Source organism: Campylobacter sp. MIT 12-5580 (assembly GCF_005406235.1).
In the GTDB taxonomy this organism is placed as follows: domain Bacteria; phylum Campylobacterota; class Campylobacteria; order Campylobacterales; family Campylobacteraceae; genus Campylobacter_D.
In genome coordinates, this window is the sequence record NZ_NXLK01000003.1 from 243,794 (window position 1) to 265,920 (window position 22,127).

18 protein-coding genes and 1 pseudogene are annotated in these 22,127 nt (G+C 34.7%); 8 read left to right on the plus strand and 11 right to left on the minus strand.

What is annotated here, in order from left to right; all coding sequences use genetic code 11:
* Nucleotides 1-5: 5 nt before the first annotated feature.
* Together CQA38_RS09420 and CQA38_RS04780 are read right to left on the minus strand one after the other, a co-directional pair.
* Complete coding sequence (locus CQA38_RS09420) at nucleotides 6-1,340, minus strand: methyl-accepting chemotaxis protein (RefSeq protein ID WP_137632844.1); 1,335 nt, start codon at nucleotides 1,338-1,340, stop codon at nucleotides 6-8.
* A 1-nt stretch (nucleotide 1,341) separates the two neighbouring features.
* Nucleotides 1,342-1,833 carry a PAS domain-containing protein gene (locus tag CQA38_RS04780; RefSeq protein ID WP_137632845.1) on the minus strand — a complete coding sequence of 164 codons (492 nt, stop codon included), beginning with the start codon at nucleotides 1,831-1,833 and terminating at the stop codon, nucleotides 1,342-1,344.
* A gap of 281 nt (nucleotides 1,834-2,114) precedes the next feature.
* Between CQA38_RS04780 and CQA38_RS04785 the strand changes: the two genes are divergently transcribed.
* The 5 genes and pseudogenes from CQA38_RS04785 to CQA38_RS04805 all read left to right on the plus strand — a co-directional run bounded on the left by CQA38_RS04785 (nucleotide 2,115) and on the right by CQA38_RS04805 (nucleotide 8,591).
* Nucleotides 2,115-4,736, plus strand: a complete 2,622-nt coding sequence (locus CQA38_RS04785; protein ID WP_137632846.1) for a valine--tRNA ligase — start codon at nucleotides 2,115-2,117, stop codon at nucleotides 4,734-4,736.
* On the plus strand, nucleotides 4,723-5,685 hold the full coding sequence (locus tag CQA38_RS04790) for a methionine ABC transporter ATP-binding protein (RefSeq protein ID WP_137632847.1): 963 nt from the start codon (nucleotides 4,723-4,725) through the stop codon (nucleotides 5,683-5,685). Before CQA38_RS04785 ends, CQA38_RS04790 begins: the two co-directional genes overlap by 14 nt.
* A pseudogene (locus CQA38_RS04795) lies at nucleotides 5,670-6,326 on the plus strand (methionine ABC transporter permease); the annotation flags it as partial. The gene CQA38_RS04790 and the pseudogene CQA38_RS04795, both read left to right, overlap by 16 nt.
* 200 nt (nucleotides 6,327-6,526) lie before the next feature.
* Nucleotides 6,527-8,119: a methyl-accepting chemotaxis protein gene (locus CQA38_RS04800; protein WP_137632849.1), complete on the plus strand. Its 1,593-nt coding sequence runs from the start codon at nucleotides 6,527-6,529 to the stop codon at nucleotides 8,117-8,119.
* 64 nt (nucleotides 8,120-8,183) lie between these two features.
* Nucleotides 8,184-8,591 carry an META domain-containing protein gene (locus CQA38_RS04805; RefSeq protein ID WP_137632850.1) on the plus strand — a complete coding sequence of 136 codons (408 nt, stop codon included), beginning with the start codon at nucleotides 8,184-8,186 and terminating at the stop codon, nucleotides 8,589-8,591.
* Here CQA38_RS04805 and CQA38_RS04810 read toward each other — a convergent pair.
* The 3 genes from CQA38_RS04810 to era are packed head-to-tail and all read right to left on the minus strand — an operon-like array spanning nucleotide 8,585 to nucleotide 11,112.
* Entirely contained in the window at nucleotides 8,585-9,115 is a 531-nt protein-coding gene (locus CQA38_RS04810; protein ID WP_137632851.1) for a hypothetical protein, read from the minus strand. The genes CQA38_RS04805 and CQA38_RS04810 overlap by 7 nt on opposite strands.
* Complete coding sequence (locus CQA38_RS04815) at nucleotides 9,108-10,274, minus strand: threonine/serine exporter family protein (protein ID WP_137632852.1); 1,167 nt, start codon at nucleotides 10,272-10,274, stop codon at nucleotides 9,108-9,110. The genes CQA38_RS04810 and CQA38_RS04815 overlap by 8 nt, the downstream gene beginning before the upstream one ends.
* A complete protein-coding gene (era, locus tag CQA38_RS04820; RefSeq protein ID WP_137632853.1) occupies nucleotides 10,240-11,112 on the minus strand; it encodes a GTPase Era in 873 nt (290 codons plus the stop codon). The genes CQA38_RS04815 and era overlap by 35 nt, the downstream gene beginning before the upstream one ends.
* Before the next feature lie 203 nt (nucleotides 11,113-11,315).
* Here era and CQA38_RS04825 point away from each other — a divergent pair, with 203 nt between their 5' ends.
* On the plus strand, nucleotides 11,316-12,653 hold the full coding sequence (locus tag CQA38_RS04825) for a hypothetical protein (RefSeq protein ID WP_137632854.1): 1,338 nt from the start codon (nucleotides 11,316-11,318) through the stop codon (nucleotides 12,651-12,653).
* An 89-nt stretch (nucleotides 12,654-12,742) separates the two neighbouring features.
* Here the strand turns inward: CQA38_RS04825 and hslU are convergent, their stop codons facing one another.
* Genes hslU through rplI form a run of 3 tightly spaced genes read right to left on the minus strand, consistent with a single transcriptional unit; the run spans nucleotide 12,743 to nucleotide 15,047 of the window.
* The gene (gene hslU, locus CQA38_RS04830; protein WP_137632855.1) at nucleotides 12,743-14,062 is read right to left on the minus strand and encodes an ATP-dependent protease ATPase subunit HslU; all 1,320 of its coding nucleotides are present in this window, start codon (nucleotides 14,060-14,062) and stop codon (nucleotides 12,743-12,745) included.
* A complete protein-coding gene (hslV, locus tag CQA38_RS04835) occupies nucleotides 14,059-14,604 on the minus strand; it encodes an ATP-dependent protease subunit HslV (protein ID WP_137632856.1) in 546 nt (181 codons plus the stop codon). Before hslV ends, hslU begins: the two co-directional genes overlap by 4 nt.
* Nucleotides 14,604-15,047 (minus strand): 50S ribosomal protein L9, encoded by a 444-nt coding sequence (gene rplI, locus CQA38_RS04840; protein WP_137632857.1) that lies wholly within the window; start codon nucleotides 15,045-15,047, stop codon nucleotides 14,604-14,606. The genes hslV and rplI overlap by 1 nt, the downstream gene beginning before the upstream one ends.
* Nucleotides 15,048-15,264: 217 nt before the next feature.
* On the opposite strand from rplI, the gene CQA38_RS04845 reads away from it, so the two are divergent.
* Nucleotides 15,265-15,513 carry a hypothetical protein gene (locus CQA38_RS04845; protein ID WP_137632858.1) on the plus strand — a complete coding sequence of 83 codons (249 nt, stop codon included), beginning with the start codon at nucleotides 15,265-15,267 and terminating at the stop codon, nucleotides 15,511-15,513.
* Nucleotides 15,514-15,564: 51 nt separating this feature from the next.
* Nucleotides 15,565-16,092 (plus strand): hypothetical protein, encoded by a 528-nt coding sequence (locus tag CQA38_RS04850; protein ID WP_137632859.1) that lies wholly within the window; start codon nucleotides 15,565-15,567, stop codon nucleotides 16,090-16,092.
* A gap of 62 nt (nucleotides 16,093-16,154) precedes the next feature.
* Here the strand turns inward: CQA38_RS04850 and CQA38_RS04855 are convergent, their stop codons facing one another.
* The 3 genes from CQA38_RS04855 to CQA38_RS09425 all read right to left on the minus strand — a co-directional run bounded on the left by CQA38_RS04855 (nucleotide 16,155) and on the right by CQA38_RS09425 (nucleotide 21,908).
* Nucleotides 16,155-17,375, minus strand: coding sequence for an argininosuccinate synthase (locus CQA38_RS04855; RefSeq protein ID WP_137632860.1), 1,221 nt, complete (start codon nucleotides 17,373-17,375; stop codon nucleotides 16,155-16,157).
* A 90-nt stretch (nucleotides 17,376-17,465) separates the two neighbouring features.
* A complete protein-coding gene (locus CQA38_RS04860; protein ID WP_137632861.1) occupies nucleotides 17,466-19,583 on the minus strand; it encodes a methyl-accepting chemotaxis protein in 2,118 nt (705 codons plus the stop codon).
* 225 nt (nucleotides 19,584-19,808) lie between these two features.
* Nucleotides 19,809-21,908: a methyl-accepting chemotaxis protein gene (locus tag CQA38_RS09425; protein ID WP_137632862.1), complete on the minus strand. Its 2,100-nt coding sequence runs from the start codon at nucleotides 21,906-21,908 to the stop codon at nucleotides 19,809-19,811.
* Nucleotides 21,909-22,127: the final 219 nt, after the last annotated feature.

Sequence of the window (22,127 nt, forward strand, 5' to 3'; positions counted from 1 at the left end):
AGAGCTTATTCTAGCTCTTTAGCTTCTATGGCGCGCTGTTTGTTTGCCAAGCCTTCTATCTCTTCAAATAAGCTTTTTGAGCTTTCTTCCATAATCTTAAATTCGTGTAAAATATCTTTTTCTTCCGCTTTTTCATATGCTTTTTGCACGCCTGCTTTAGCGCTTAAAATAACTTGTTTGTGATAATTTATCACTTTTTCTAGTCCGGGTGTGCCATTATATAGCTTTTTACCACGATTTTCAAGCCAAGTTGCAAATACAGCTTCAAGTATATCTCCAAGCTGGCTACTATCTTGAGCATTAAGCACTCTCATATAAGAATTTGACTTAAAGATCAGATAGGTTAGCATTAGTGAATTACCATTTATCCCAGCCGTTACAGCATGAGCACCTCTTTCTATAGCATTTGAGTTTTGCATGGTTTCTTGAAGGACAAGCTCAAAGTCATTCATCATCGCATTAAAACTTTGCATTTGGGTGTTTATGGATTGAGAGTTTTCATGGATCATGGTTATATCTTGTTGAAATATATTGATTTGATCTTGAATTTCTTTTGTTGCATTCTGCGTTTTTTCAGCCAGCTTTCTTACTTCATCAGCCACAACAGCAAAGCCTCGTCCATGTTCGCCAGCCCTTGCTGCTTCAATGGCTGCGTTGAGGGCAAGCAAATTAATCTGATCTGATATATCATCAATGGTGCTTACGATAGAACGAGTTTCTTCACTTCGTTTGGCTATGGTATCAGCATACGATGAATTTGTTGAAATCAGTCCTGAAATTTGATCCAAAGCATCAAAAGACTTTGAAACTTTATGATAGTTTTCCTCGCTTGCTTTTGCTGTTTTATCGACGATTTCACTCATATTGTTAAGATGTAAAATCGAGGTTTTAAAGCTTGTTTGCATATATTCTTGTTGTGCTAGATTTGCATTGATTTTGCTTAAATCCGCGTTGAGATTTTGGTGTTTGCTTAAGGAAAGTGAATGTTGTATGGCTTTGACGCTTTTATTAATTTGCATACCAACATTGCTTAAATTTGGAAGTAGTCCAGCTGTTAAAAATGGACGAAAATTTCCAGTGCTTACGCTATTTGATACCGTTGCGGCTTCTCTTACAAAGGTTTCAAGCTGATCAAGGGTTTGATTAATACCAAGTGCGATTTTACAAAGTTTTGTATTGCCTAAATTTGTGATTCTTGGCTCAAAATTACCCAAATTCATCTCATCAACAACAAGTGAAATTTTATGGATATGTGAAAGCATTTTTTTAAGTTTTATTTGTTGAGCGATTACCACTACTAAAAGAACTACGCTTATACAAGCTAATACAATTGCTGACATTTTATTCTCCTGTTTGTAGATGCATTACATAATCTTCATAAGGCATCTTTAAATTTTCAAAATAAGTTTTAAAGGTATTCAAACCTTCTTTCACACCACCCTTTTTCTCACTTTCGCGTATAAGTGCATAAAGTTCTGTGGCTGTTTTTATGCCCTCTTGACGCGGTTCTCGACGCACAGAATAATACCCTATAATCTCGCCTTTAACATTAAATGAAGGCGTAACATTGGCAAATACCCAGTAAAATCCCCCATCTTTTGCGCGGTTTTTAACATATACATTCACTTCTTTGCCTTGAGTGATATTTTCCCAAAGATACGCAAAAATCGAACGAGGCATATCTGGATGACGAACGATAGAATGGGGTTTGCCAAGAAGCTCAGATTCATTAAATCCTGAAATTTCTATAAAGGCGCTATTGCAATATGTAATCTTACCCTTTACATCAGTTTTTGAGACTAAAAATCCTTTAACTAGTTTTTCTCCACTCATTTTATTTCCTTTAAAATAGTGTGTTATTTATGTTTTTTGTTTATATTTTATTATACATGTGTTATCTTATATTTTGTTTAATGTGTGCTTTATCGGATTGAAGTGGTTAAAATTCGTAAAAATTGTTAAATTCTTAAGAATTTACTTTATATTTTACTCATATTTTTTTAATTTGTAATTTTTACTTCGTTTTTTTGTTTATTCTTGGCTCTTTTTCAACAAAAACTTAGGCAAATTTGGGTATTATCTAGCTATTTTATTTTTAAAAGGGCTATTTTAAAATGTATGATAAAAGCGTTGAACAAGAGTATTATAAGATATGTGAGGAGCGAGGGTATTTTGAGGTTGATGGGAATTTGCATTTGCAAAGTGAGGGCAAAAATTTTTGCATTATGATGCCTCCGCCTAATGTTACAGGCGTGCTTCACATAGGACATGCACTTACTTTTAGCTTGCAAGATATTATCACGCGTTATAAAAGAATGGACGGCTTTAGGGTGCTGTATCAGCCCGGACTTGATCATGCTGGCATTGCGACTCAAAATGTAGTTGAAAAACAGCTTTTAGCTCAAGGCATTAAAAAAGAGCAAATAGGCAGAGAAGAATTCATCAAAAAAGTATGGCAGTGGAAAGAACAAAGCGGTGGTAAGATAGTAGAACAGATGAGAACTCTTGGCATTAGCCCAGCTTGGAGCCGTTTGCGTTTTACTATGGATCAAGGACTTGCAAACGCTGTAAAAAAGGCTTTTATCTCGCTTTATGATCAAGGCTTGATCTTTAGAGGCGATAGAATGATTAATTGGTGCTGCAAGGACGGCGCGCTAAGTGATATAGAAGTAGAATACAAAGAAAATAAAGGCAAACTCTATCATCTAAGGTATTTTTTAAAAGAAAGCAAGGACTATCTTGTCGTAGCTACTACGCGTCCAGAGACTTATTTTGGCGATACAGCAGTGATGGTTAATCCAAATGATGAGCGATACAAGCACCTAATTGGCAAAAAACTCATCTTACCTCTTGTGGGTAAAGAACTTGAGATTATCGCTGATGAGCATGTGGATATGGACTTTGGAACAGGAGTGGTTAAGGTTACACCAGCTCACGATCACAACGACTATGAGGTGGGCTTAAGGCATAATTTAGAATTTATCACCATCTTTGATGAAAAAGGTATTTTAAACGAGCATTGTTTGCAGTTTAAGGGACTTGAAAGGCTTAAAGCAAGAGCACCTATCATCAGTGAGCTTGAAAAACACGGCTTTGTTGAAAAGATAGAAGATTATGACAATCAAATAGGACTTTGTTATCGTTGTAAAAATGTGGTTGAGCCTTATATCTCAAAACAATGGTTTGTCAGTGCTAAAGTAGCCAAGGAAAGCATTGAGAGGGTAAATGCTAAAGAAATGTGCTTTTTTCCAAGCCATTGGATCAATTCTTTTAATGCGTGGATGAGGGATTTAAAAGACTGGTGTATCTCGCGTCAGCTTTGGTGGGGACATCAAATTCCGGTTTTTTATTGTGAATGTGGGGCTGAGTTTGTAAGCCAAAACACACCTCATGAATGCCCAAAATGCAAGGGTGTAAATTTTAAACAAGATCAAGATGTGCTTGATACTTGGTTTAGCTCAGGACTTTGGGCGATGAGTACTTTGGGCTGGGGCAATGAAGGCTGGGGCGAAGGCAAACTTTATCAAAAAGAAGATTTAAAGGACTTTTATCCAAATTCTTTACTTATAACAGGCTTTGATATACTCTTTTTTTGGGTGGCAAGAATGCTTTTTCAAAGCACAAACGCCCTTCACAAACTTCCTTTTAAGCAAGTGTATCTGCACGCTTTAGTAAAAGATGAGCTTGGACGAAAGATGAGTAAATCACTTGGCAATGTCATCGATCCAAATGAGCTTATCAAAGAATACAGCGCTGATATTTTGCGTTTTACTCTAGCTATCTCAGCCGTGCAAGGACGCGATATAAGGCTAAGTAATGATAAGCTTATGCAAATTCGCAATTTTACAAACAAGCTTTATAATGCCACAAATTATCTACTTCTCAATGAAAAAAGCTTTGCTGAACTAGAAAAGATAGAGCTAAAAAGCGAGCTTGGACTATACATGCAAAGTAGGCTTGAAGCTTGCATAAAAGAGCTAAGGGCAAATTTAGAGCAATACCGCTTTAATGACGCTGCAAACACCCTTTATCGCTTCTTTTGGGACGAGTTTTGCGACTGGGGCATAGAGCTAAGCAAGGCTGAAAAAAGTAGTGTAAAAGAACTTGGCAGTATATTTAAAGAGGCTTTAAAGCTTTTAAATCCTTTTATGCCTTTTATCAGTGAGTATTTATATCATAAGCTTAGTAATACAGAGCTTGCCAACTCGCCTTCTTTGATGATAACGCAATTTCCACGCTTTAAAGCACAAAATGAAAAAAGTGAAAAGCTTTTTAATCTCGTCATAGAAAGTATAGTAAGCATACGTCGTGCCAAAGCTTTGATTGATCAAAGTAAGATCAAAAAAGCCTTTATCAAACTTAATGATACAAGTTTAAATGAGGCTTTAAAAGCTTATACGCATTTTATTAGCCTGCTTTCAAAGAGCGAGGAAGTGGAGTTTATCACTGAAAAAATAAGCAATGCAAGTGCTGATGTGAGTGAAAATTTAAGTGTATTTATACCGCTTGAAAATGTTGATCTAAGTGCTGTTTTACAAAGGCTTGAAAATCAAAAGCTTAAAATTGAGAAAGAACAAAGCAAGCTTGAAAATATGCTTAAAAATGAAAAATTCATAAGCAAGGCTCCAAAAGAAGTCATCACACAAAATCAAGAAGCCTTAAACGCACTTCAAGCGCAGCTTGAAAAGATAGAACTTGAACTTGAAAATTTAAAGGGTAAAAATGATAGAGATTAACAAGTTAAAAAAATACTACGGCAAAGAACTCGTCATCGATGAGGTAAGCCTTAGTGTTAAGGCTGGAGAAATTTTTGCTATAGTAGGGCATAGTGGGGCTGGAAAATCCACACTTTTAAGGTGCATTAATGCCTTGGAGGATTATCAAAATGGCTCTTTAAAAGTCTTTGGTAAAGAAATTTCACAAGTAGCAAAAAATGCTCGAGAACTTAGAAACTTGCGTAAAGATATAGGTATGATTTTTCAGCATTTTGCTTTGATGAGCAGAAAAAATGTCTTTGAAAATGTGGCTATGCCTTTGCAAATTCATGGTTTTAAAAAGGATGAGATTGACAAAAGAGTAAAAGAGCTCCTTGAAATGGTAGGCTTAGAGCAAAAAGCAAAGTCTTATCCAAACGAGCTAAGCGGAGGACAAAAACAAAGAGTGGCTATAGCTAGAGCTTTGGCTTTAAAGCCTAAGATACTTCTTAGTGATGAGGCAACTTCAGCACTTGATCCAAATACAACGAAAAACATTTTAGAACTTATCAAAAAGATCAATAAAGAACTTGGCATAAGCGTAGTTTTAGTTACTCATGAAATGGAAGTGGTGAAAGAAATCGCAAGCAAGGCTGTTTTACTTGATCACGGACATATCATAGGAAGTGGGGAAATTCACGAGCTTTTCTTAAAACCAAATGCTAAAATGCAAGAGTTTTTAGGCGAAAATGACTTTTTACCTCAAACAGGAGTAAATATCAAACTTTTCTTCCCAAAAGAAGTGGCACAACATAGCGTCATTACAAGTATGGCAAGGGCATTAAACATAGATTTTAACATAGTTTGGGGCAAGATAGAAAAGCTCAATGACATCGCTTTAGGAAATTTAGTGATTAATGTGGCTGAAAAAGATAAAGAAAAAGTGCTTGATTTTATCCAAAAAAGTGGCGTTTTATGGGAGGTAGCCTAATGGAAATTCAAAGATTAGAAATGATACTAATAGATATTTTAAGCCCGGCCTTACTTGAAACCTTATATATGACTTTTGTTTCAACCTTTGCTGGCTTTTTGCTCGCTATAATCCCAGGCGTTTTGCTTGCGGTGTGGGATAAAGGAGGACTTAGTGAAAATAAAAGCTTATATGCTGTGCTTGATTTTTTTGTCAATATTGTGCGTTCTTTTCCTTTTATCATCTTAATCATAGTCTTGATGCCACTAACGCGTATCATCACAGGCACAAGTATAGGCACAACAGCAACTATAGTGCCACTGACTTTAGGCATAGCTCCTTATTTAGCCAAGATGATAGAAGGTGCTTTAAAAGAAGTTGATAAAAGTATCATTGAAGCAGCAAAATCTTATGGAGCAAGCAACGCCCAAATCATCTTTAAGGTCATGTTTGTAGAAAGCTTACCAAGCCTTATTAATGCTACAACCCTAACCCTTATCGTAGTCGTAGGCTTTTCAGCTATGGCTGGCACGGTTGGAGGCGGAGGCTTGGGTGATGTAGCTATTCGGTATGGTTATGAACGTTTTCAAAGTGATGTGATGATTTTAACTGTGATTGTTTTGCTTGTTTTGGTGCAAGTTATACAAATTCTAGGAAATTTAGCCTATAAAATCACTAAAAAATAATTTTTCATTTAAGCGGATACATAAAACTTATCCGCTTAAACTCAGCCTAAGCTGCTTTTTTTCAATGCAAAATACTTCTTGAAAGTAGTGTGATTTTTTTATTACGCTTTTATTTAATAATTTTTTAATTATCTTTAAACTAAAATATAGATATTTTGCTTGAAAAAAGGAAGATAATGTTTAAAAATATAGGCTTTAAAATATCTGCTGTAACCTTTATAGTGCTACTTGTGAGTTTTATTATCGTTCAGGTGATTTTGTATTTGGATTTTAAAAACACTTTTTCAAAGATGAGTAGAGAAAATTTAGATACGATCAGCACTTCTGTTTTTCAAACGCTTAAAATGGCGATGAATTTAGGTGATTCGCAAAAGATTGAAGAAGCTATACACGAGGCTAAGAGTATGGAAGGTGTGAGTGATGTGAGTATTTATCCTTCTAAAGAGACGATAGAGCTTTTTGAGATGAAAAACCCCCAAATTTCAAGCGATACGCTCATCTTAGAGCAGTTTAAAAACCCAAAACTTCTTTCTTTAGAACAAGAAATTCAAGGACTAAACTACCTCAGACTTATCCGTCCTTTAATCGCTGATGAAAGTTGCGTGGCTTGTCACGCCAATGCTAAGCTTGGCGAAGTTATCGGCGTGATGGATGTTTATCATAGTCTTGAGGGCGTTGAGAGAGATTTACAACAAACGAGTAAGAATTATATGGTTATTTTTACCTTAGCGCTTATTGTAACCGTTGCTGTGGTGCTTTTTATGCTTAAACTTGTGGTTGGAAAGCCTGTTTTAGAGCTTTTAAATCACGCAAGAGAGCTTGCACAAGGAAGTGGGAATTTAAAAGCGCGTATTAAGATTAAAGGTAAAGATGAAATTTCTAGGGCTTGCACTTATATCAATGAATTTATAGAAAAAATTCACAAAGCCGTGCAATCAACCAATCAAAGTTCAAAAAATGTCGAATACCAATCCACAAGACTGAATGAAAACGCCATCAACCTAACACAAATCACAAAAGAAAGCCACGAAAAGATCGATGAAAGCTTTAAGTTAAGCACTCAAGTCGGACAGGATTTAAATGAATTAGCAAACCTTTCTACTGAGGCAAATAACGCCAATGACAAATCATACAAAGTGCTTGATCAAATGTTAAGTTCGCTTTTTGATATAGCAAGCAAGGTAACACAAGTTACTCAAAATGAAACACAACTTAGTCAAAAAGTAAGCAACATGGTAGGGCAAGCAAACAATATCAAAGAAGCTATACAAATGATGAGCGAGGTGGCGGATAAAACAAATTTACTTTCCCTAAATGCTGGCATAGAAGCTGCGAGGGCTGGAGGCTATGGCAGAGGTTTTTCAGTGATCGCAGAAGATATTAGAAATTTAGCTCAAAGCAGTGAGGAGTTTTTGGATAAAATTTCAGCTATCATTAAAGAGCTTTTAGAAAGCATAGCTCAGGTCAGTGCTGAACTTAAAGAAAATGGGGTATTTATAGCCTCTCTTGATGAAAATACAAGAGCCTTAACTCAAGACGCTAAAGAGGTAAAATCGTGCAATGAAGAGTCTAAAAATCTTGTGTTTGAATGCGTTGAGAGGATTAAAAAGTCTCAAAATAATATTGAAATTCTTTTAAGTAGCGTTAAAGAAAATGTTATCATCAGTAACAAAAATGAAAGCATTTCACAAGCCTTGCTTCAAGTGGCTGATGAGCTTAAAGTGGTATGTAAAAGCTTAGAAGAAGAGTTAAGCCATTTTCAAATTTAAATAAACTTTGATTTACGCAAGTTCGTTACACTTTTGTGATGTATTTACGAAAAAAGGAAACACAATGAAAAAAATCGTTTTAGCCAGCCTTCTTGCAGGTTTTTTACTCGGCTGTGGCTCAAATACTCAAGATCAAGCTTTAGGCTTTGAAGACAAAGATTTTACGATTATTAAAATCGTATCTTTGGGTAATGAGCTTGAGTACAAGGCTCAAGAAAGACCAAATATTAACTTCTCAAAAGGTAAATTTAATGGCTTTGCGGGCTGTAACCGCTTTTTTGGCGAGTTTAGTTTAGATAAAAACAAGCTTAGTATTGCTGAAAATTCAGGCTCCACAAAGATGCTTTGCGATCCAGAAGCAATGATATTTGAAGACGCACTTTTAGCTTCTTTTAAAGGGGATTTTGAGCTTAAAAAGAATGAAAATGGCTTTGTGCTTGAATCACCGGCTTTACAAATTCACCTTCAATAAGCTTTCAAAACAAGCAAATCAAGATAAATCATGACTTTAAGTCCTTTTTTATCTTGATCTTTTACAAGATTTAAACCTTTCAAACCGATATTTGTTTGCTCTAAAGCCTTTAAAAACTGCATAGTTTTCATAAATTCAGCTTCAAATTCAAGCTCAAGTTTATAACTTATAAAATACTCTTTTTCTATTTTTTTATCTTTGATAGAATGAAAATGTATGTGCTTGGCATTAGCAAGTTTATAAAGCTCGTCAAGTTGCTTTTGATAGGGGATTTTAAATTTTAAAAGTGTTTTTTCAAGCTCATTGAGATTGAGTTTTTGTTCTTCTTTGAGCGAAGAAAGCTTTAGAATTTGTCCTTGCTCGTTTGAAAAGCGCTCTAAATTCTGTGGATCATAATACCAAAAACTCAGTATTTGAGCTAATTTTAAGCCCAAAAACGCACCCAAAAGCAAACTTATAACGCCAAGAAGAATTTTTTCTCTTAAACTCAATCCATCAAGATAAAAGCTCAACTTCTCACTCATCTTTTATCCTTAAATGCAGTTCATATAGACCATCTTTGCTTATTTTTTGTTTGAGTATAAAATCATCATTGTTATAAAGTTTTTCGAAGTTATTTTCATTACCTTGTGTAATGATTTTGACTAAATTTTCATTTTCAAGCTCTAAACTTATGATTTTTATGCCATTTTCATCTAAAAAAGCAAAGAGTTTGCCAAGAGTATAAAGAGGGTTTGTGATCGTGCCAGCAAGCTCTGATTCTAAGCTTTTGATTAAAATTTGCTTTTCCTCAAGTTTTAAATTTGTGCTTTGAGTAAGCTCTTCAAGCTCGTTTAATGAAAGCTGATTGGCTTGTTTATGAAAGTTTGTTTTTAGGGTGTGATGCGTAAGATAAGCGTGGATTAGACCACCACAAAAGCTTAGCACAAAAGCAAACAAAAAACTCAAAATCAAGCCTTTTAAAGCGCTAAATGAGCTTTGTTTTATGTTTCTTAGAAAATTGGCTTGAGTTTGATTTTGCTCTATCTCAAGTTTTGCAAGCTTTTTGTAAAGCTCATCTTGTGTTATTAGCTCTTTGTGAATTTGTATAAAAAGCTTATTTTGAAGCATTTTGCTAAGATTAAAATGATCGTTGATAATCAAAAGTGTTTGGCTTTGATACTGCTTTAAAAGCGTCTCGCACTTGGCTTGAGTGAGTAGAATTTCTATGCAAAACTTTTCTTGTTCTTGAATGCTTTTGTTTTTAAAAGCATTAAGGCAAAGTTTGGGGATATTTTTGCAATACAAAAACTCATCTTGCTTAAAAAAGGCGATAAAAGCATATTCATCTTGCAAAACAAGCGTTGCAAATGCTTGGCTTAAATCCGCATGCAGATTTTGCAAATTTCTTAAAATCACAGCTTCGCTTAAGGCAAAATCATCTTTTATGTGTAAATTTTCAAAAAGAGTTAAAAAGATATGCACTCTTTCTTTGCTTTTGATAAAGCTCATCACATAACTTAGGCTTTCTTGTATATCAAATTCTATCAAAGCTCTTTCAAACAAGCTTTCTTCATCGATATTTTCAAGCTCATCAAGCTTGAAATTGGTGTATAAAATATCTTCAAATGCAATAATTTGTATTTTTATGTCTTGAGCTTTAAAGGGTTTAAAGTTCAAGAATTTGTTTAAGAAAGTCTTCATCTTTATCCCAGTTTTTCTTCACTTGCACAAAAAGATTGAGCATAACTTTTTTTTGAGCAAATTTTTCTATCCTTATCCTTGCGTTTTTGCCAAGTCTTTTTAAGGCTACAGCATTTTTACCGATAATCATAGCTTTGTGGCTATGGCTTGAAGTGATGATATTTGCGTCAATGAAAAGTATATGTTCTTTTGCCTCAAAACGTGAAATTTCAAGCTCGCATTGATAAGGAAGCTCCTCACTAAAACTCTCAAAAATCGCTTCAAGTATAAAATCCTTATAAATATCCTTTTCCTTTGCACTGCTTAAAAGCTCGCTATCATAGTAGTGTGGGTGCTCAGGCAAGAGTTTAACAACTGCATCAAGCAAGGCTTTTTTAGCACTTTTTTGTTTGCTTGAGTAAGGAAGCAAAGCCTTAAAATGCTCGCTTAAGCTTGAATACTCATTCATCTTAGCAAGCAAATACGCATTATCCACCAAATCAATTTTATTTAAAATCACGATATGCGGAACCTTGCAAGCTAAGCTTAAAAAGTCTTTATACTCACTCAAATCATCTTTAATGCTTGCTACAAAAAGCACAAGATCAACCCCTTCTATGCTTTTAAGAGCGATTTCTACGAGTTTTTGATTAAAAACTTTTTGACTTTTATGCAGTCCTGGCGTATCGATGAAAATGAGTTGATTGTTTTCGTGCATAACAATGGCATTGATTTTACGACGCGTAGCATTTCTTTTGTGAGAAATAATAGCAAGATTTTCACCCAGCAAAGAATTAATCATCGAGCTTTTCCCAGCATTGGTTCGCCCTATAACAGAGATAAAGCCCGCTTTTTGCATACAAAATCCTTTGAGTGTAATGATGATATTTTACACTAATTTGCAGATAAATTTTTATTTTCAAGCTAAATTTAAGTTTAAAAACAAATTTTAGCTCATCAATATAAACAAAATAAGTTATAATATCGCTTTTTAAGCTTCAAAAGAAAGTTTAGCAATGCTCTTATTAAAGAATAAGAACTTTTAACACCAAAGGACGAACAATGAAAAAAAATCTACTTGTGATTTTAATCTTAAGCTTTGCATGGCTTCAAGCTTTAGATCTTGATGAGATGATACACCAAGAATACGATGAAATAACCCCTGGAGAATGTGAAGTATCATTAGCTAAGGATATTAAAATAGGTGTGTGTAGTCTTACTGGTGCTATGAATGCATATGAAGATAAGCTTACCATGATAATGGGGCATTTTTATTCAAGTTATTATAAAATACTTGCAGAACATATAAGTACGCAAGATAAGCATAAAATTAACAATATGGTTAAGAATATGCTTGCAAAACAAGATGAATGTGAAGTAATGGCTAGTAATATTGACCTGCCAGAGGGTGCTAATCCTATAATTCCAGATCTTGAACTAACTTCTTGTATGCAAGATGAGTATGGTAAGTCTTTTTATGAACTGAGTAATTTTATCTATGAAAATCCTAAGTATAAACATATCTTTGATGAAATTTTTACACCAAATCCTAAAGAGTATTATGAGTTTATGAAATCAAATAGCAATAGTGAATTTTTACTTAAAAACATACTTCAAAAAGCAGCCCAAGACAACCTCATAGATAAAACTGGAAAACTCATCGTTTCTACAAATGAGCTTGCCAAGCCTAGCTTTGATTGCACAAAGGCAAAGAGTGAGGTTGAAAAGCTTATTTGTAGTAATAAAGAAACAGCGAGTTTAGACAAACTTTATTCAAAACTTTATTTTGGTATGCTTAATAGCATTCCAAAAGACACAAAGCTAGGGCAAACTACAAGAGCGAATTTAAAAACATTTAATAAGAACCTTTTGGAATATAGAGATAATATGCGTTGTTTTTTTCTGGATTATAATAACAACGAAAAAGAGGTGCAAGAGACAAATGAGATACTAGGCGATAATGGAGTGCCTTTGTATGCAAATTTAAGCATAGTGCGTTATGGTTTTAGCACCCAAGAGCAAAAGCAAGCTTGTGTGCAAAGAGTTTATCTTATGGGAATCTTGCTTCTTGCTACAAACACCTTGCAAGATAGCGCGGATTTAAAAGGAGAATATTCAGATTCAGAGCCTTATTTCCTTGATATTTTTTCTATAAAATACCTTCATAACTTTGAGCTTTATGATACCTTTTTCCCAAAAGAATTTAAAGACAAGCTAAGTGGTATAACTGAAACTTTAGGATATTTAAGTGATCTTTCACGCTTTTCAGGGCATGGGTATTATTATGAAGAAGACACAGGCTTTATTTGCACTGGTGGAGAATGTGATATAGACACGATGAAAAACGAAGTAGAAAAGCCAGTGAAAGACTTTGTTAAAAAGATAAAATTGAGAGATTGATTAAACTAGGATTATTTTTGCGCAAAGACAAAATGAATATAAAAGTATTCTTTTATCTTTCCGCTGATAATTATCGATTTAAAAAAGCTTCACAATATATATCTTGCCAAGTCTTTATCTTCTATAATAGAGCCAAGTTTTTCTTCAACCATAGCCTCATCAATTACAAAGTCCTTGCCAGCGTGCAAATCAGCCTCAAAGCTTAAATCCTCAAGAAGCTTTTCAATCACAGTGTGTAATCTTCTTGCTCCAATATCTTGCATTTGTTCATTTGCTTTGCTTGCAATTTGTGCGATTTTTAAAATGGCTTCATCTTTAAATTCAAGCCTTACTTTTTCAGTCGCTAAAAGCTGTTCGTATTGTTTAAGAAGCGAGTTTTTAGGGCGCGTAAGTATGGCATAAAGTGCCTTATCATCAAGGCTGTCAAGCTCTACTCTTAAAGGAAAACGTCCTTGAAGCTCTGGGATTAAATCACTTGGCTTACTTAAATGAAAAGCTCCAGCTGCGATGAAAAGTATATGATCGGTTTTTAAGGTGCCAATTTTAGTTTGCACGCTTGAGCCTTCTACTATAGGCAGTAAATCCCTTTGCACGCCTTCTTTGCTTGGATCTTGCCTGCTTGAGTTAGAACTTGAAACAGCGACTTTATCAATCTCATCGATAAAGATAATGCCTTCATTTTCAGCCCTTTTTAAAGCCTCGCTTTTAATGCTTTCCATATCTAAAATTTTCTCACTTGCCTCGCTTTGAAGGGCATTTTTGGCATCTTTTATTTTCATTTCTTTTTTGACTTTTTTGCTTCCAACGCCTATAACTTTTACTATATCTTGCATAGCTCCCATTTCAGGCGGTAAATTTGGATTGGTATCAAACATACTTTGTGAAATTTCTACCTCGATCACGCTTTCATCAAGCTTGCCATCTTTAAGCTTTGCGCGCATTTTTTCAAGGCTGTTTGCGTATTCGTTTTGCTTTTCCTCGCTTATGCCTTTTGGTAGGGGTGGTAGGAGTTTTTCAAGGATTTTATTTTCTATGAATTCATCGATTTTTTCTTGATTTTTCTCTCTTTGTTCGTTTTTTACTAAAGTTAAAGCAGCATTTGCTAAGTCTCTTACCATGCTTTCTACATCGCGTCCTACAAAGCCAACTTCAGTGTACTTACTTGCTTCAACCTTGACAAAAGGAAAGCCCATCATCTTAGCCAATCTTCTTGCAATTTCAGTTTTTCCAACCCCAGTTGAGCCTATCATCAAGATATTTTTAGGGGTAATATCATCTTGAAGCTCTTTAGAAAGCTGCATTCTGCGGTAACGATTTCTTAGGGCTATGGCTATGATTTTTTTGGCATTTTTTTGTCCTATAACATAATCATCTAAAAACTCAACTATTTCTTTTGGGGTTAAATTCATTGTTTTGTATCCTCTATGACATAAGTTTTTATGTTTGTATTTGTATATATGCAAAGCTCGCCTGCGATTTGCAAGCTATCTTTTACCAGCACTTCTTCATCTAGCTTGGTGTGTTTGGCTAAGGCTCTAGCTGCGCTAAGGGCGAAATTTCCGCCACTTCCTATGGCTGCGATTTGTCCATCTTCTGGCTCAACCACATCACCTGTGCCAGAAAGCAAAAAGATATGTTCTCTATCAAGCACAAGCATCATAGCTTCAAGCTTTCTGAGGTATTTATCTTTCCGCCATTCTTTGCTAAAATCAATCGCAGCCTTAAGCAAATCACCCTTTGAAGCACTAAGCAAATTTTCAAACATATCAAAAAGGTTAAAAGCATCAGCTGTGCTTCCTGCAAAGCCGGCTAAAACTTTGCCGTTATTGAGTTTGCGAATTTTTACAGCATTGCCTTTAAGCACAGTGTTACCAAAGCTTACCTGTCCGTCTCCACCTATGACGGATTTGTTTTTGCCCTTATAAGCTAAAATTGTCGTTGCGTGAAACATTACTCAGCCTTTACACTAAGTTTAAAACTTGCATGTATAGCATGTCCAAGCTTTACGCTAATCTCATGCAAACCAAGCGTTTTTATAGTATCACATTCTAAGCTTTTTTTATCAAGCTCAAAGCCACATTGCTCTTTTAAAGCTGTAGCAATCTCATCTTTTGTCACCCCGCCAAAAAGCGAGCCATTAGCACCTACTGGCTTTTTGATCTCTAAACTTACTTTGGCTAATTCATCTTTAAGCTTTTCTAAATTTGCAAGCTCAAAACGCAAATTCTCAGCCTTTTTTCTCTGCTCGGCTTCAAATTGCTTTAAAACTTCATTTGTAGCAGCCTTAGCTAAACCTTTAGCGATTAAAAAATTTTGTCCGTAGCCATCTTTTACTTCTTTGATCTCTCCAGCCTTGCCAAGAGCTTTAACATCTTTGATTAATAATACTTTCATTTTTTATCCTTTTTGTAAAAAAGACAATTGTAACATTTTATGTTTAATCTTAGTTTTACAAGCTGAAATTTAAATAAAGTTGCGTATATTTTTTTTGTAAATTTGACTTTAATTTTTTAAGATTTTGCTTGTTGTCACACAAGACAAAGAGCTTTGTTTAAAAGTTAAATGATATTAAAAGAGCATTTTTAGATAAAAACTTAAAATATAGTAAAGCATGCAAACTATTTATGTAAGATTGTTAGATGAGGATATTGAAGTCTTTGTTCCAGTTAACGCGCGAAAACTCTTTGATAAAGTCTTTGAAATCATTTCATACGACAAAAATTTAAAAGGCGAGGCTTTAGAATTTAACATAGGAGATAAAGTCCTTGTAGAGTATAAAGAATTGGGTGAATTTAAAGAAAAGAAAAAAGAGCTTATAGCAATAAAAATATATAAAAATAATGCTTTGTATAAAAATTAAAATAAAAGATAGTATAAAAGAATTTGCTGATTTGGCTTTAAGGATTAATATATGAAAAAACTAATTATTTTTATCAGTATATTGTGTAGCAGTCTTTATAGTGGTATAGTGGAGTTAAGCGAAGATGAGGCAAATAAGCTTATAGAACAAAGGCAAGGATTTTTTACTCCAAGCTTAGCTGTGCCTTATGATAAGGCTAAAATAGAGTTAGATTTTGATAAAAAGCTTGAATTTATAGACTTATGCAAATACAAGACAAAGGGATATGAATTTCCTTGCGGGGAGATAAACGATGAAAAAGTAGGTATTAGAAAATACTTCATTAAAACAAAAAGCATAGCTGAAGCTTTTGTTCTTTTTAGAGATTTTAATGAACTTGAAACTTTACCAAAGATAAATTTATATGATTATGGAGAAGACAAAAGCAATAAAGAAGATGAAGTTGGCTTGTATTATATCTTTGATAAAGAGGGAAGGTTTTGGGTGATTGCTATGGGTTATGATAGCGGAAGCATTAGTATTTATAAACAAGAAAAAGAATATATTGAGGTGATATATCAATGGAGTGTGGATTGGTAAATTTGTAATCAAATCTAAACTCAAGCCCGCATTTTAAGGCTTGAGTTTAGATCAAAGTAAGACTAAAATTTCCTTCCAGCTTTGCCAGCGATGATAAAACGCAAAGCGTTAAGTTTGATGAAGCCTTCAGCATCTTTTTGGTTATACACTTCATCTTCTTCAAAGGTGCAGTATGCTGCATTAAAGAGGCTATCATTTGCACTTTCTCTACCTACTACCATTACACTACCTTTGTAAAGCTCAAGGCGCACAAGTCCATTGGCGTGTTTTTGACTTTCATCAATGAGAGCTTGAAGCATAAGTCTTTCAGGGCTAAACCAAAAGCCATTATAGATCAAATGAGCGTATTTTGGCATAAGTTCATCTTTAAGATGAGCTGCTTCTCTATCAAGAGTAATGCTCTCAATAGCTCTGTGTGCTTTAAGTAGTATTGTTCCGCCCGGCGTTTCATAACAACCGCGTGATTTCATACCTACAAAGCGGTTTTCAACGATATCAAGACGTCCTATCCCATGTTTTGCCCCAAGTTCATTAAGCTTTGCTAAAAGTGCGGCAGGGTTCATTTTCTGTCCGTCAATAGCCACTAAATCACCCTTTGCAAACTCAAGCTCTATGATCTGGCTTTCATTTGGAGCATCTTTTGGACTTTTTGTCCATCGCCACATATCTTCATTTGGAGCTATGGCTGGATTTTCAAGCTCTAAGCCCTCATAAGAGATATGAAGTAAATTTGCGTCCATTGAGTAGGGAGACTTGCCTTTTTTCTTGCTTATATCAATGCCATGTTTTTGAGCATAGGCTAAGAGTTTTTCGCGGCTGTTTAAATCCCATTCTCTCCAAGGGGCGATGATTTTTAAATTTGAGTTTATAGCTAAGTATCCTAACTCAAAACGCACCTGATCATTACCCTTGCCTGTAGCACCATGACTTACCGCATCAGCTCCTGTTTGAGCTGCTATTAAGGCTTGAGTTTTAGCTATTAAAGGACGCGCTATACTTGTGCCAAGCAAATACTCGCCTTCATAAATGGCATTTGCCCTAAACATAGGAAAAACATAATCTTTCACAAATTCATCTTTTAAGTCTTTAATAAAGATATTTTCTGGTTTTATGCCTAAAGCTAGGGCTTTTTGACGAGCTGGTTCTAGTTCTTCGCCTTGTCCTATGTCAGCTGTAAAGGTTACAACCTCGCATTTATACTCATCTTGAAGCCATTTTAAGATAATGCTCGTATCTAGCCCGCCTGAGTAAGCTAGAACGACTTTTTTGATCTCATTTTTCATCGTTTTTCCTTAAGGTTTTTGTGGTATTTAAGCAAGTATTCTAACGAAAAAATGTTTATATGAAAATTAAACAAAAGTCAAATTTAATGCTTAAAATTTCTTCTCTTCCACATCTTTGAGTATGCTACTTGCTATATCATCTACGCTTTTAGAGATTACTGAAGAATCATTAGCGATTTTTACATTTTCTTGAGTCATATTTTCGATCATGGTTACGCTTTCATTGATTTGCGTGATATCATCGGTTTGCTCTTTGATACTCTCAGCCATTTCGTTTATATTTTGTGTAAGTAAATTTGCATTTGCTTCTATCTCGCCTAAAGATTTTTGTGTTTTTTCAGCAAGTGCTTTTACTTCTTCAGCAACGACTGCAAAACCTCTTCCATGCTCGCCAGCTCTTGCTGCTTCTATGTTTGCATTAAGGGCTAAGAGATTGATTTGATCGGATATATCTCTAATGATAGCGCTTATATTTTTGATCTCTTCGCTTTGAGTAAGAACTTCATTTGATTTGCTAGAGACATTTTGCATAGAAGAAGTGATTTGCTCTAAAGACTTTGCTGTTTCTTCAAGGGCTCGTGCTTGAGAATTTGAGCTTTGCTCTAAAGACTGCACGGCAAGGCGAAGTTTTGAGCTTTCATTGCTAAGAGTATTTGCAAATTCTGAGCTTTGTTTAAGCATTTTGATGATTTCTAAGCCAAGTGCGTTTATTGTGATTTCAACATTTCCTTTAGCATTTGCCACATTAGTTGTGAAATCCAAAGCCTTGTAGCTATTAAACACTCTTTGAATTTCATTCATATCAGAGCCTATTTTTTCTTCAAGCACATTAAGAAGATTGTTAAGTATATTTTTAAGCTCGATAAGTTGAGGGTTTTTAGGGCTAGCCATAATCCTTGCGGTTAAATCCCCATTTTCTACCACATGGACGGTTTGCACAGATTGTTTTACAGCGTCTTGATCTTCTTTGAGATTATGCTGAATGGTGATAATGCTTTCATTAAGCATTTTTGCCATATTGCCAAGCTCGTCATTTGTATCGATTTTGATTTTTTGAAATTCTACTTTTTCATGATTTAAAAAACGAAAGAAGCTATGCAAGGCTTTGACAACTAGAGGAATTTTTGAGCCTATGATTTTATTGACTGAATAATACACGATGAGCAAAATAATAAGAGTAAATAAAGCAGAAAGTGCAAAAATAGTCAGTTCTAATTTTTTCAAAGGTGCTAAAACAGCATTTTTAGGCGCTGTAACAACCAAGCTCCATTGACTTGAGTTTTCAGTGGTAAAAAAAGAAGCGACGCTGATATAGCTAAGTTCTGAAGTCGTGGCTAGGTAATTATCAAAAGTGGCATTTTCATTTGCTTGGATTATCTTTGCGATCGTTTCAGCTTGTGGTGAGGTATTGACTTCTAGGAATTTTTTCAGGATTAAATCCTCATTTTTGTGTATAGCTATGGTTCCATCTTGAGTAAATAAAACCCTTAAATTTCCTTCATAAAGATCAAGTTTAGGATCAAGCAAAAGCTTTGAAAAGTCCGCAAAATCAAAAGTATAAGCCAAAACACCTATAAATTTCCCTTTTTTGTCAAAAAGTGCCATAGCCATATTAATGCCTAAAAATTCACCCCTTCCAAAATCCAGCTTCATTGGCATATCAAAATAAATAGTATTGCGGTTAGCTTCTTTGACGCTTTTTTTGATCTTATCTACAACAGGAAGATTTTTAAAACGTTCGCTAAATTGCATGGATTTTACATGTCCAACTTGAGTAAGATCATCATCAAAATATACTATACCAAAGCTATTGTCCGCACTTTTATATCGCTTGTCAATAAATTCTAAATCATCAAGCAAAATAGAAGTATCCTCAAGGTATAAAAAAGCATAAGAAGAGTGTGAATTTGAGTCAAAAATGTTTTTAAACAAAGCTTCAAGCACATAAACATTCACTTTATCTTTTTCTTTTAAAGTTTGATTGATAGAATGTGCAGTCGCTTTGGTTAGCGCTACAGATTCATTAAGCACGCCTTGCATATAGTTTGCATAGCTTTGTGAGGCTTGAGAGATGGTTGATTTTGCTTCGTATTCTATGCTAGAAGAAACTTGATTTGAGATGATAAAGATCAGTAAAGCCATTCCTATAATCACGATTAAAGCAACGGATAAGACAAGCTTCATTGCTATGTTAAGGGATTTAAACATCAAGTTCCTTTTTAAAATTTGTAGTTTTTGTTTTTTTTAGATTGTAGCAAATCAAAGCTTAAATTATTTAAGAAAAATCAGTATTTTATACATTAAAGCTTTAAGCTAATAGAGCTTTGTTTTTACAAAAGCTTGCAATGACTGAAGAATAAACACCCAAACCTTAAACTCAAATTCAAGTTTAAGGTTTGATTTAAAAGTTTAAAAATTACTTATGCTTTAGTATTAAAACTTCTTCTTCCGAGCATCTTCAAGAATATTTTTTGCAATACTATTAACAGTATCAGAAATCACAGAACTATCATTAGCAATCTTCACATTATCTTGAGTTACACTTTCTATATGAGCTACACTTTCATTGATTTGAGTAATGCCTGCAGTTTGTTCTTTGATAGATTCAGCCATATCATTGATGGATTGCACAAGTAAGTTAGTATTTGCTTCTATCTCACTTAAAGACTTTTGTGTTCGCTCAGCTAACTTTCTTACTTCATCAGCCACAACAGCAAAACCTCTTCCGTGTTCTCCAGCCCTTGCTGCTTCTATAGCTGCATTGAGTGCTAAAAGATTGATTTGATCAGCTATATCTCCTATGATACCTGTGACATTTTTAATCTCTTCACTTTGAGTGATGACATCACTTGTTTTTGTAGAGACATTTTGCATAGAAGAAGTGATTTGTTCTAAAGCTGCTGCTGTTTCTTCTAAAGAGTGAGCTTGTGAGTTTGAACTTTGAGTAAGAGCATTTACTGCTTCTTGAAGTTTGCCACTTTCTTCACTTAAAGAGTTAGCAAAGTCAGATGAGGTTTTAAGCATTTTTACGATTTCATCGCCTAGTGTGTTTGTTACAACCTCAACTCTACCTGAAGCATTAGCTACCTTAGTGCTAAAATCAAGCTTGGTAAATGAATCAAAAACTCTATTGAGTTCTTTTAAATCATTACCTATAGCTGTAGAGAGTAAATTTAAAAGTTCATTGACTGAGTTTTTCAGTGTGTTAAGCTGAGGATTGCTACCTTCAAGTGTGATTCTTTTTGTAGCTCGTCCATCTTTAGCGTGATTGATAACGACTAGGGCTTCTTCAACGAGTTTAGCGTCTTTTTCTATGTTGTTGCCTGTTCGTTTGATGTTTTCGTTGATAGCAGCGACAACTTGTCCTAGCTCATCTTTTGATCTTGGTTGCACCATTTTTGGTGGAGCTTTGCTTTCATGGTTAAGGTAAGCAAAAAAATCAAAAAGCAAATGAGATACATTGCCAAGTCGTTTTGAAATTTGATTTCTAACAAAAAAGAACATAATAAGACATACGACAATTATAACGATGATGTTTGCAGCAATCATAATAAAACGTAGTTTAACTACAGATTCATAAACCGAGCTTGTCGGTGCAGAAACGATCAAAGTCCAAGTTGTTAAGCCATGTCCTATATCAATATTTGCCACTGCGGTGCGGCTGACTTCGCCCAAAGAATTTGTGTATTCATAAAAGCCTTCGATTTGGTTTTCTATGGCGTGTTTGAGCTCATTCATCGTTGGGCTGGTATTTACTTCTCTTAAGTATTTGCCTAGAAATTCTTTCCTTGCGTGCGCTGCTATAGTAGAATCAGTCGCATAAACACCTTTAAAATCGCCTTTAAAAATCTCTTTATTTGGATCTTGTAGCATAGTAGTAATGGTAGCTAAGTCGATAAACATACCCAAAACGCCTACAACATTACCTCTTGAGTCTAAAAGAGGATGGTTAATGCCTACACCAAAATACTCTTTGCCATTTATCGTTTGCCAAGAAGGGCTTCCTATGGTTTGTTTGCCACTTTGCAAGGCTTGCTGCACGCTTTTAAAATTGGCAATTGATTCTTCAGCTTGCAAGACTTTTACACCACCACTTGCATTAACATCGTCATCATCAACAAACACCATAAATTCGCCATTATTGAGCTTGTGTTTAGCTTTAATGATATTATCACCAAAATAATAAGAATCTTTAATATATACATACGCAAATTGCGCCCAAATCGTAACATCAAGCATATTGATTAAGTCTCTCTCGATGAGGTTTTGAGAATTTTCACTCCTATTTTGAACGAGTGCTTCTATAGCTTCGTGAGAGCTTACAACATCTATATATACTTCATCAAAAATGCCTTTTACCAGATTTGCTTCGCGTGCGGCTGCATTTTGCAGTAGCTTGTCTGCTTCCTCGCCTTGAACTTTGCTCGTTATATTAACAACCAAAATGGTTACAACGAGCATACATATGATAAGCACCACTGAAAGCGCCACTACTACTTTTGAGCCTAAGCCAAGCCGATCAAATAAATTCATTTTTATACTCCATTTAAAAGTTTAAACGATAGATAGTATCAAAATTTAAATAAATAATCAAGTGCTTTGAGCGTTTTTTTTTTTTTTTGAATTTTTTGGGCTGGTTTTTTTCAAAAATAAAAGCTTTGAAAGCCTTATTTTAAGTGTTTTGAAAGCATTGTGTAAAAAAGTGCAAAATTTTAAAAATGAGGTATTTATCAAGAAAGTTGTTTTGTAAGC

What these genes read in the sequence shown, in the direction of transcription:
- era (WP_137632853.1), bottom strand. Translation starts at nt 11,112, where the DNA reads ATGCAAAAAGCGGGCTTTATCTCTGTTATAGGGCGAACCAATGCTGGG.
- CQA38_RS04860 (WP_137632861.1), bottom strand. Translation starts at nt 19,583, where the DNA reads ATGTTTAAATCCCTTAACATAGCAATGAAGCTTGTCTTATCCGTTGCT.
- CQA38_RS09425 (WP_137632862.1), bottom strand. Translation starts at nt 21,908, where the DNA reads ATGAATTTATTTGATCGGCTTGGCTTAGGCTCAAAAGTAGTAGTGGCG.
- CQA38_RS04780 (WP_137632845.1), bottom strand. Translation starts at nt 1,833, where the DNA reads ATGAGTGGAGAAAAACTAGTTAAAGGATTTTTAGTCTCAAAAACTGAT.
- CQA38_RS09420 (WP_137632844.1), bottom strand. Translation starts at nt 1,340, where the DNA reads ATGTCAGCAATTGTATTAGCTTGTATAAGCGTAGTTCTTTTAGTAGTG.
- CQA38_RS04855 (WP_137632860.1), bottom strand. Translation starts at nt 17,375, where the DNA reads ATGAAAAATGAGATCAAAAAAGTCGTTCTAGCTTACTCAGGCGGGCTA.
- CQA38_RS04805 (WP_137632850.1), top strand. Translation starts at nt 8,184, where the DNA reads ATGAAAAAAATCGTTTTAGCCAGCCTTCTTGCAGGTTTTTTACTCGGC.
- CQA38_RS04815 (WP_137632852.1), bottom strand. Translation starts at nt 10,274, where the DNA reads ATGAAGACTTTCTTAAACAAATTCTTGAACTTTAAACCCTTTAAAGCT.
- CQA38_RS04850 (WP_137632859.1), top strand. Translation starts at nt 15,565, where the DNA reads ATGAAAAAACTAATTATTTTTATCAGTATATTGTGTAGCAGTCTTTAT.
- CQA38_RS04785 (WP_137632846.1), top strand. Translation starts at nt 2,115, where the DNA reads ATGTATGATAAAAGCGTTGAACAAGAGTATTATAAGATATGTGAGGAG.
- rplI (WP_137632857.1), bottom strand. Translation starts at nt 15,047, where the DNA reads ATGAAAGTATTATTAATCAAAGATGTTAAAGCTCTTGGCAAGGCTGGA.
- CQA38_RS04845 (WP_137632858.1), top strand. Translation starts at nt 15,265, where the DNA reads ATGCAAACTATTTATGTAAGATTGTTAGATGAGGATATTGAAGTCTTT.
- hslU (WP_137632855.1), bottom strand. Translation starts at nt 14,062, where the DNA reads ATGAATTTAACCCCAAAAGAAATAGTTGAGTTTTTAGATGATTATGTT.
- hslV (WP_137632856.1), bottom strand. Translation starts at nt 14,604, where the DNA reads ATGTTTCACGCAACGACAATTTTAGCTTATAAGGGCAAAAACAAATCC.
- CQA38_RS04800 (WP_137632849.1), top strand. Translation starts at nt 6,527, where the DNA reads ATGTTTAAAAATATAGGCTTTAAAATATCTGCTGTAACCTTTATAGTG.
- CQA38_RS04825 (WP_137632854.1), top strand. Translation starts at nt 11,316, where the DNA reads ATGAAAAAAAATCTACTTGTGATTTTAATCTTAAGCTTTGCATGGCTT.
- CQA38_RS04790 (WP_137632847.1), top strand. Translation starts at nt 4,723, where the DNA reads ATGATAGAGATTAACAAGTTAAAAAAATACTACGGCAAAGAACTCGTC.
- CQA38_RS04810 (WP_137632851.1), bottom strand. Translation starts at nt 9,115, where the DNA reads ATGAGTGAGAAGTTGAGCTTTTATCTTGATGGATTGAGTTTAAGAGAA.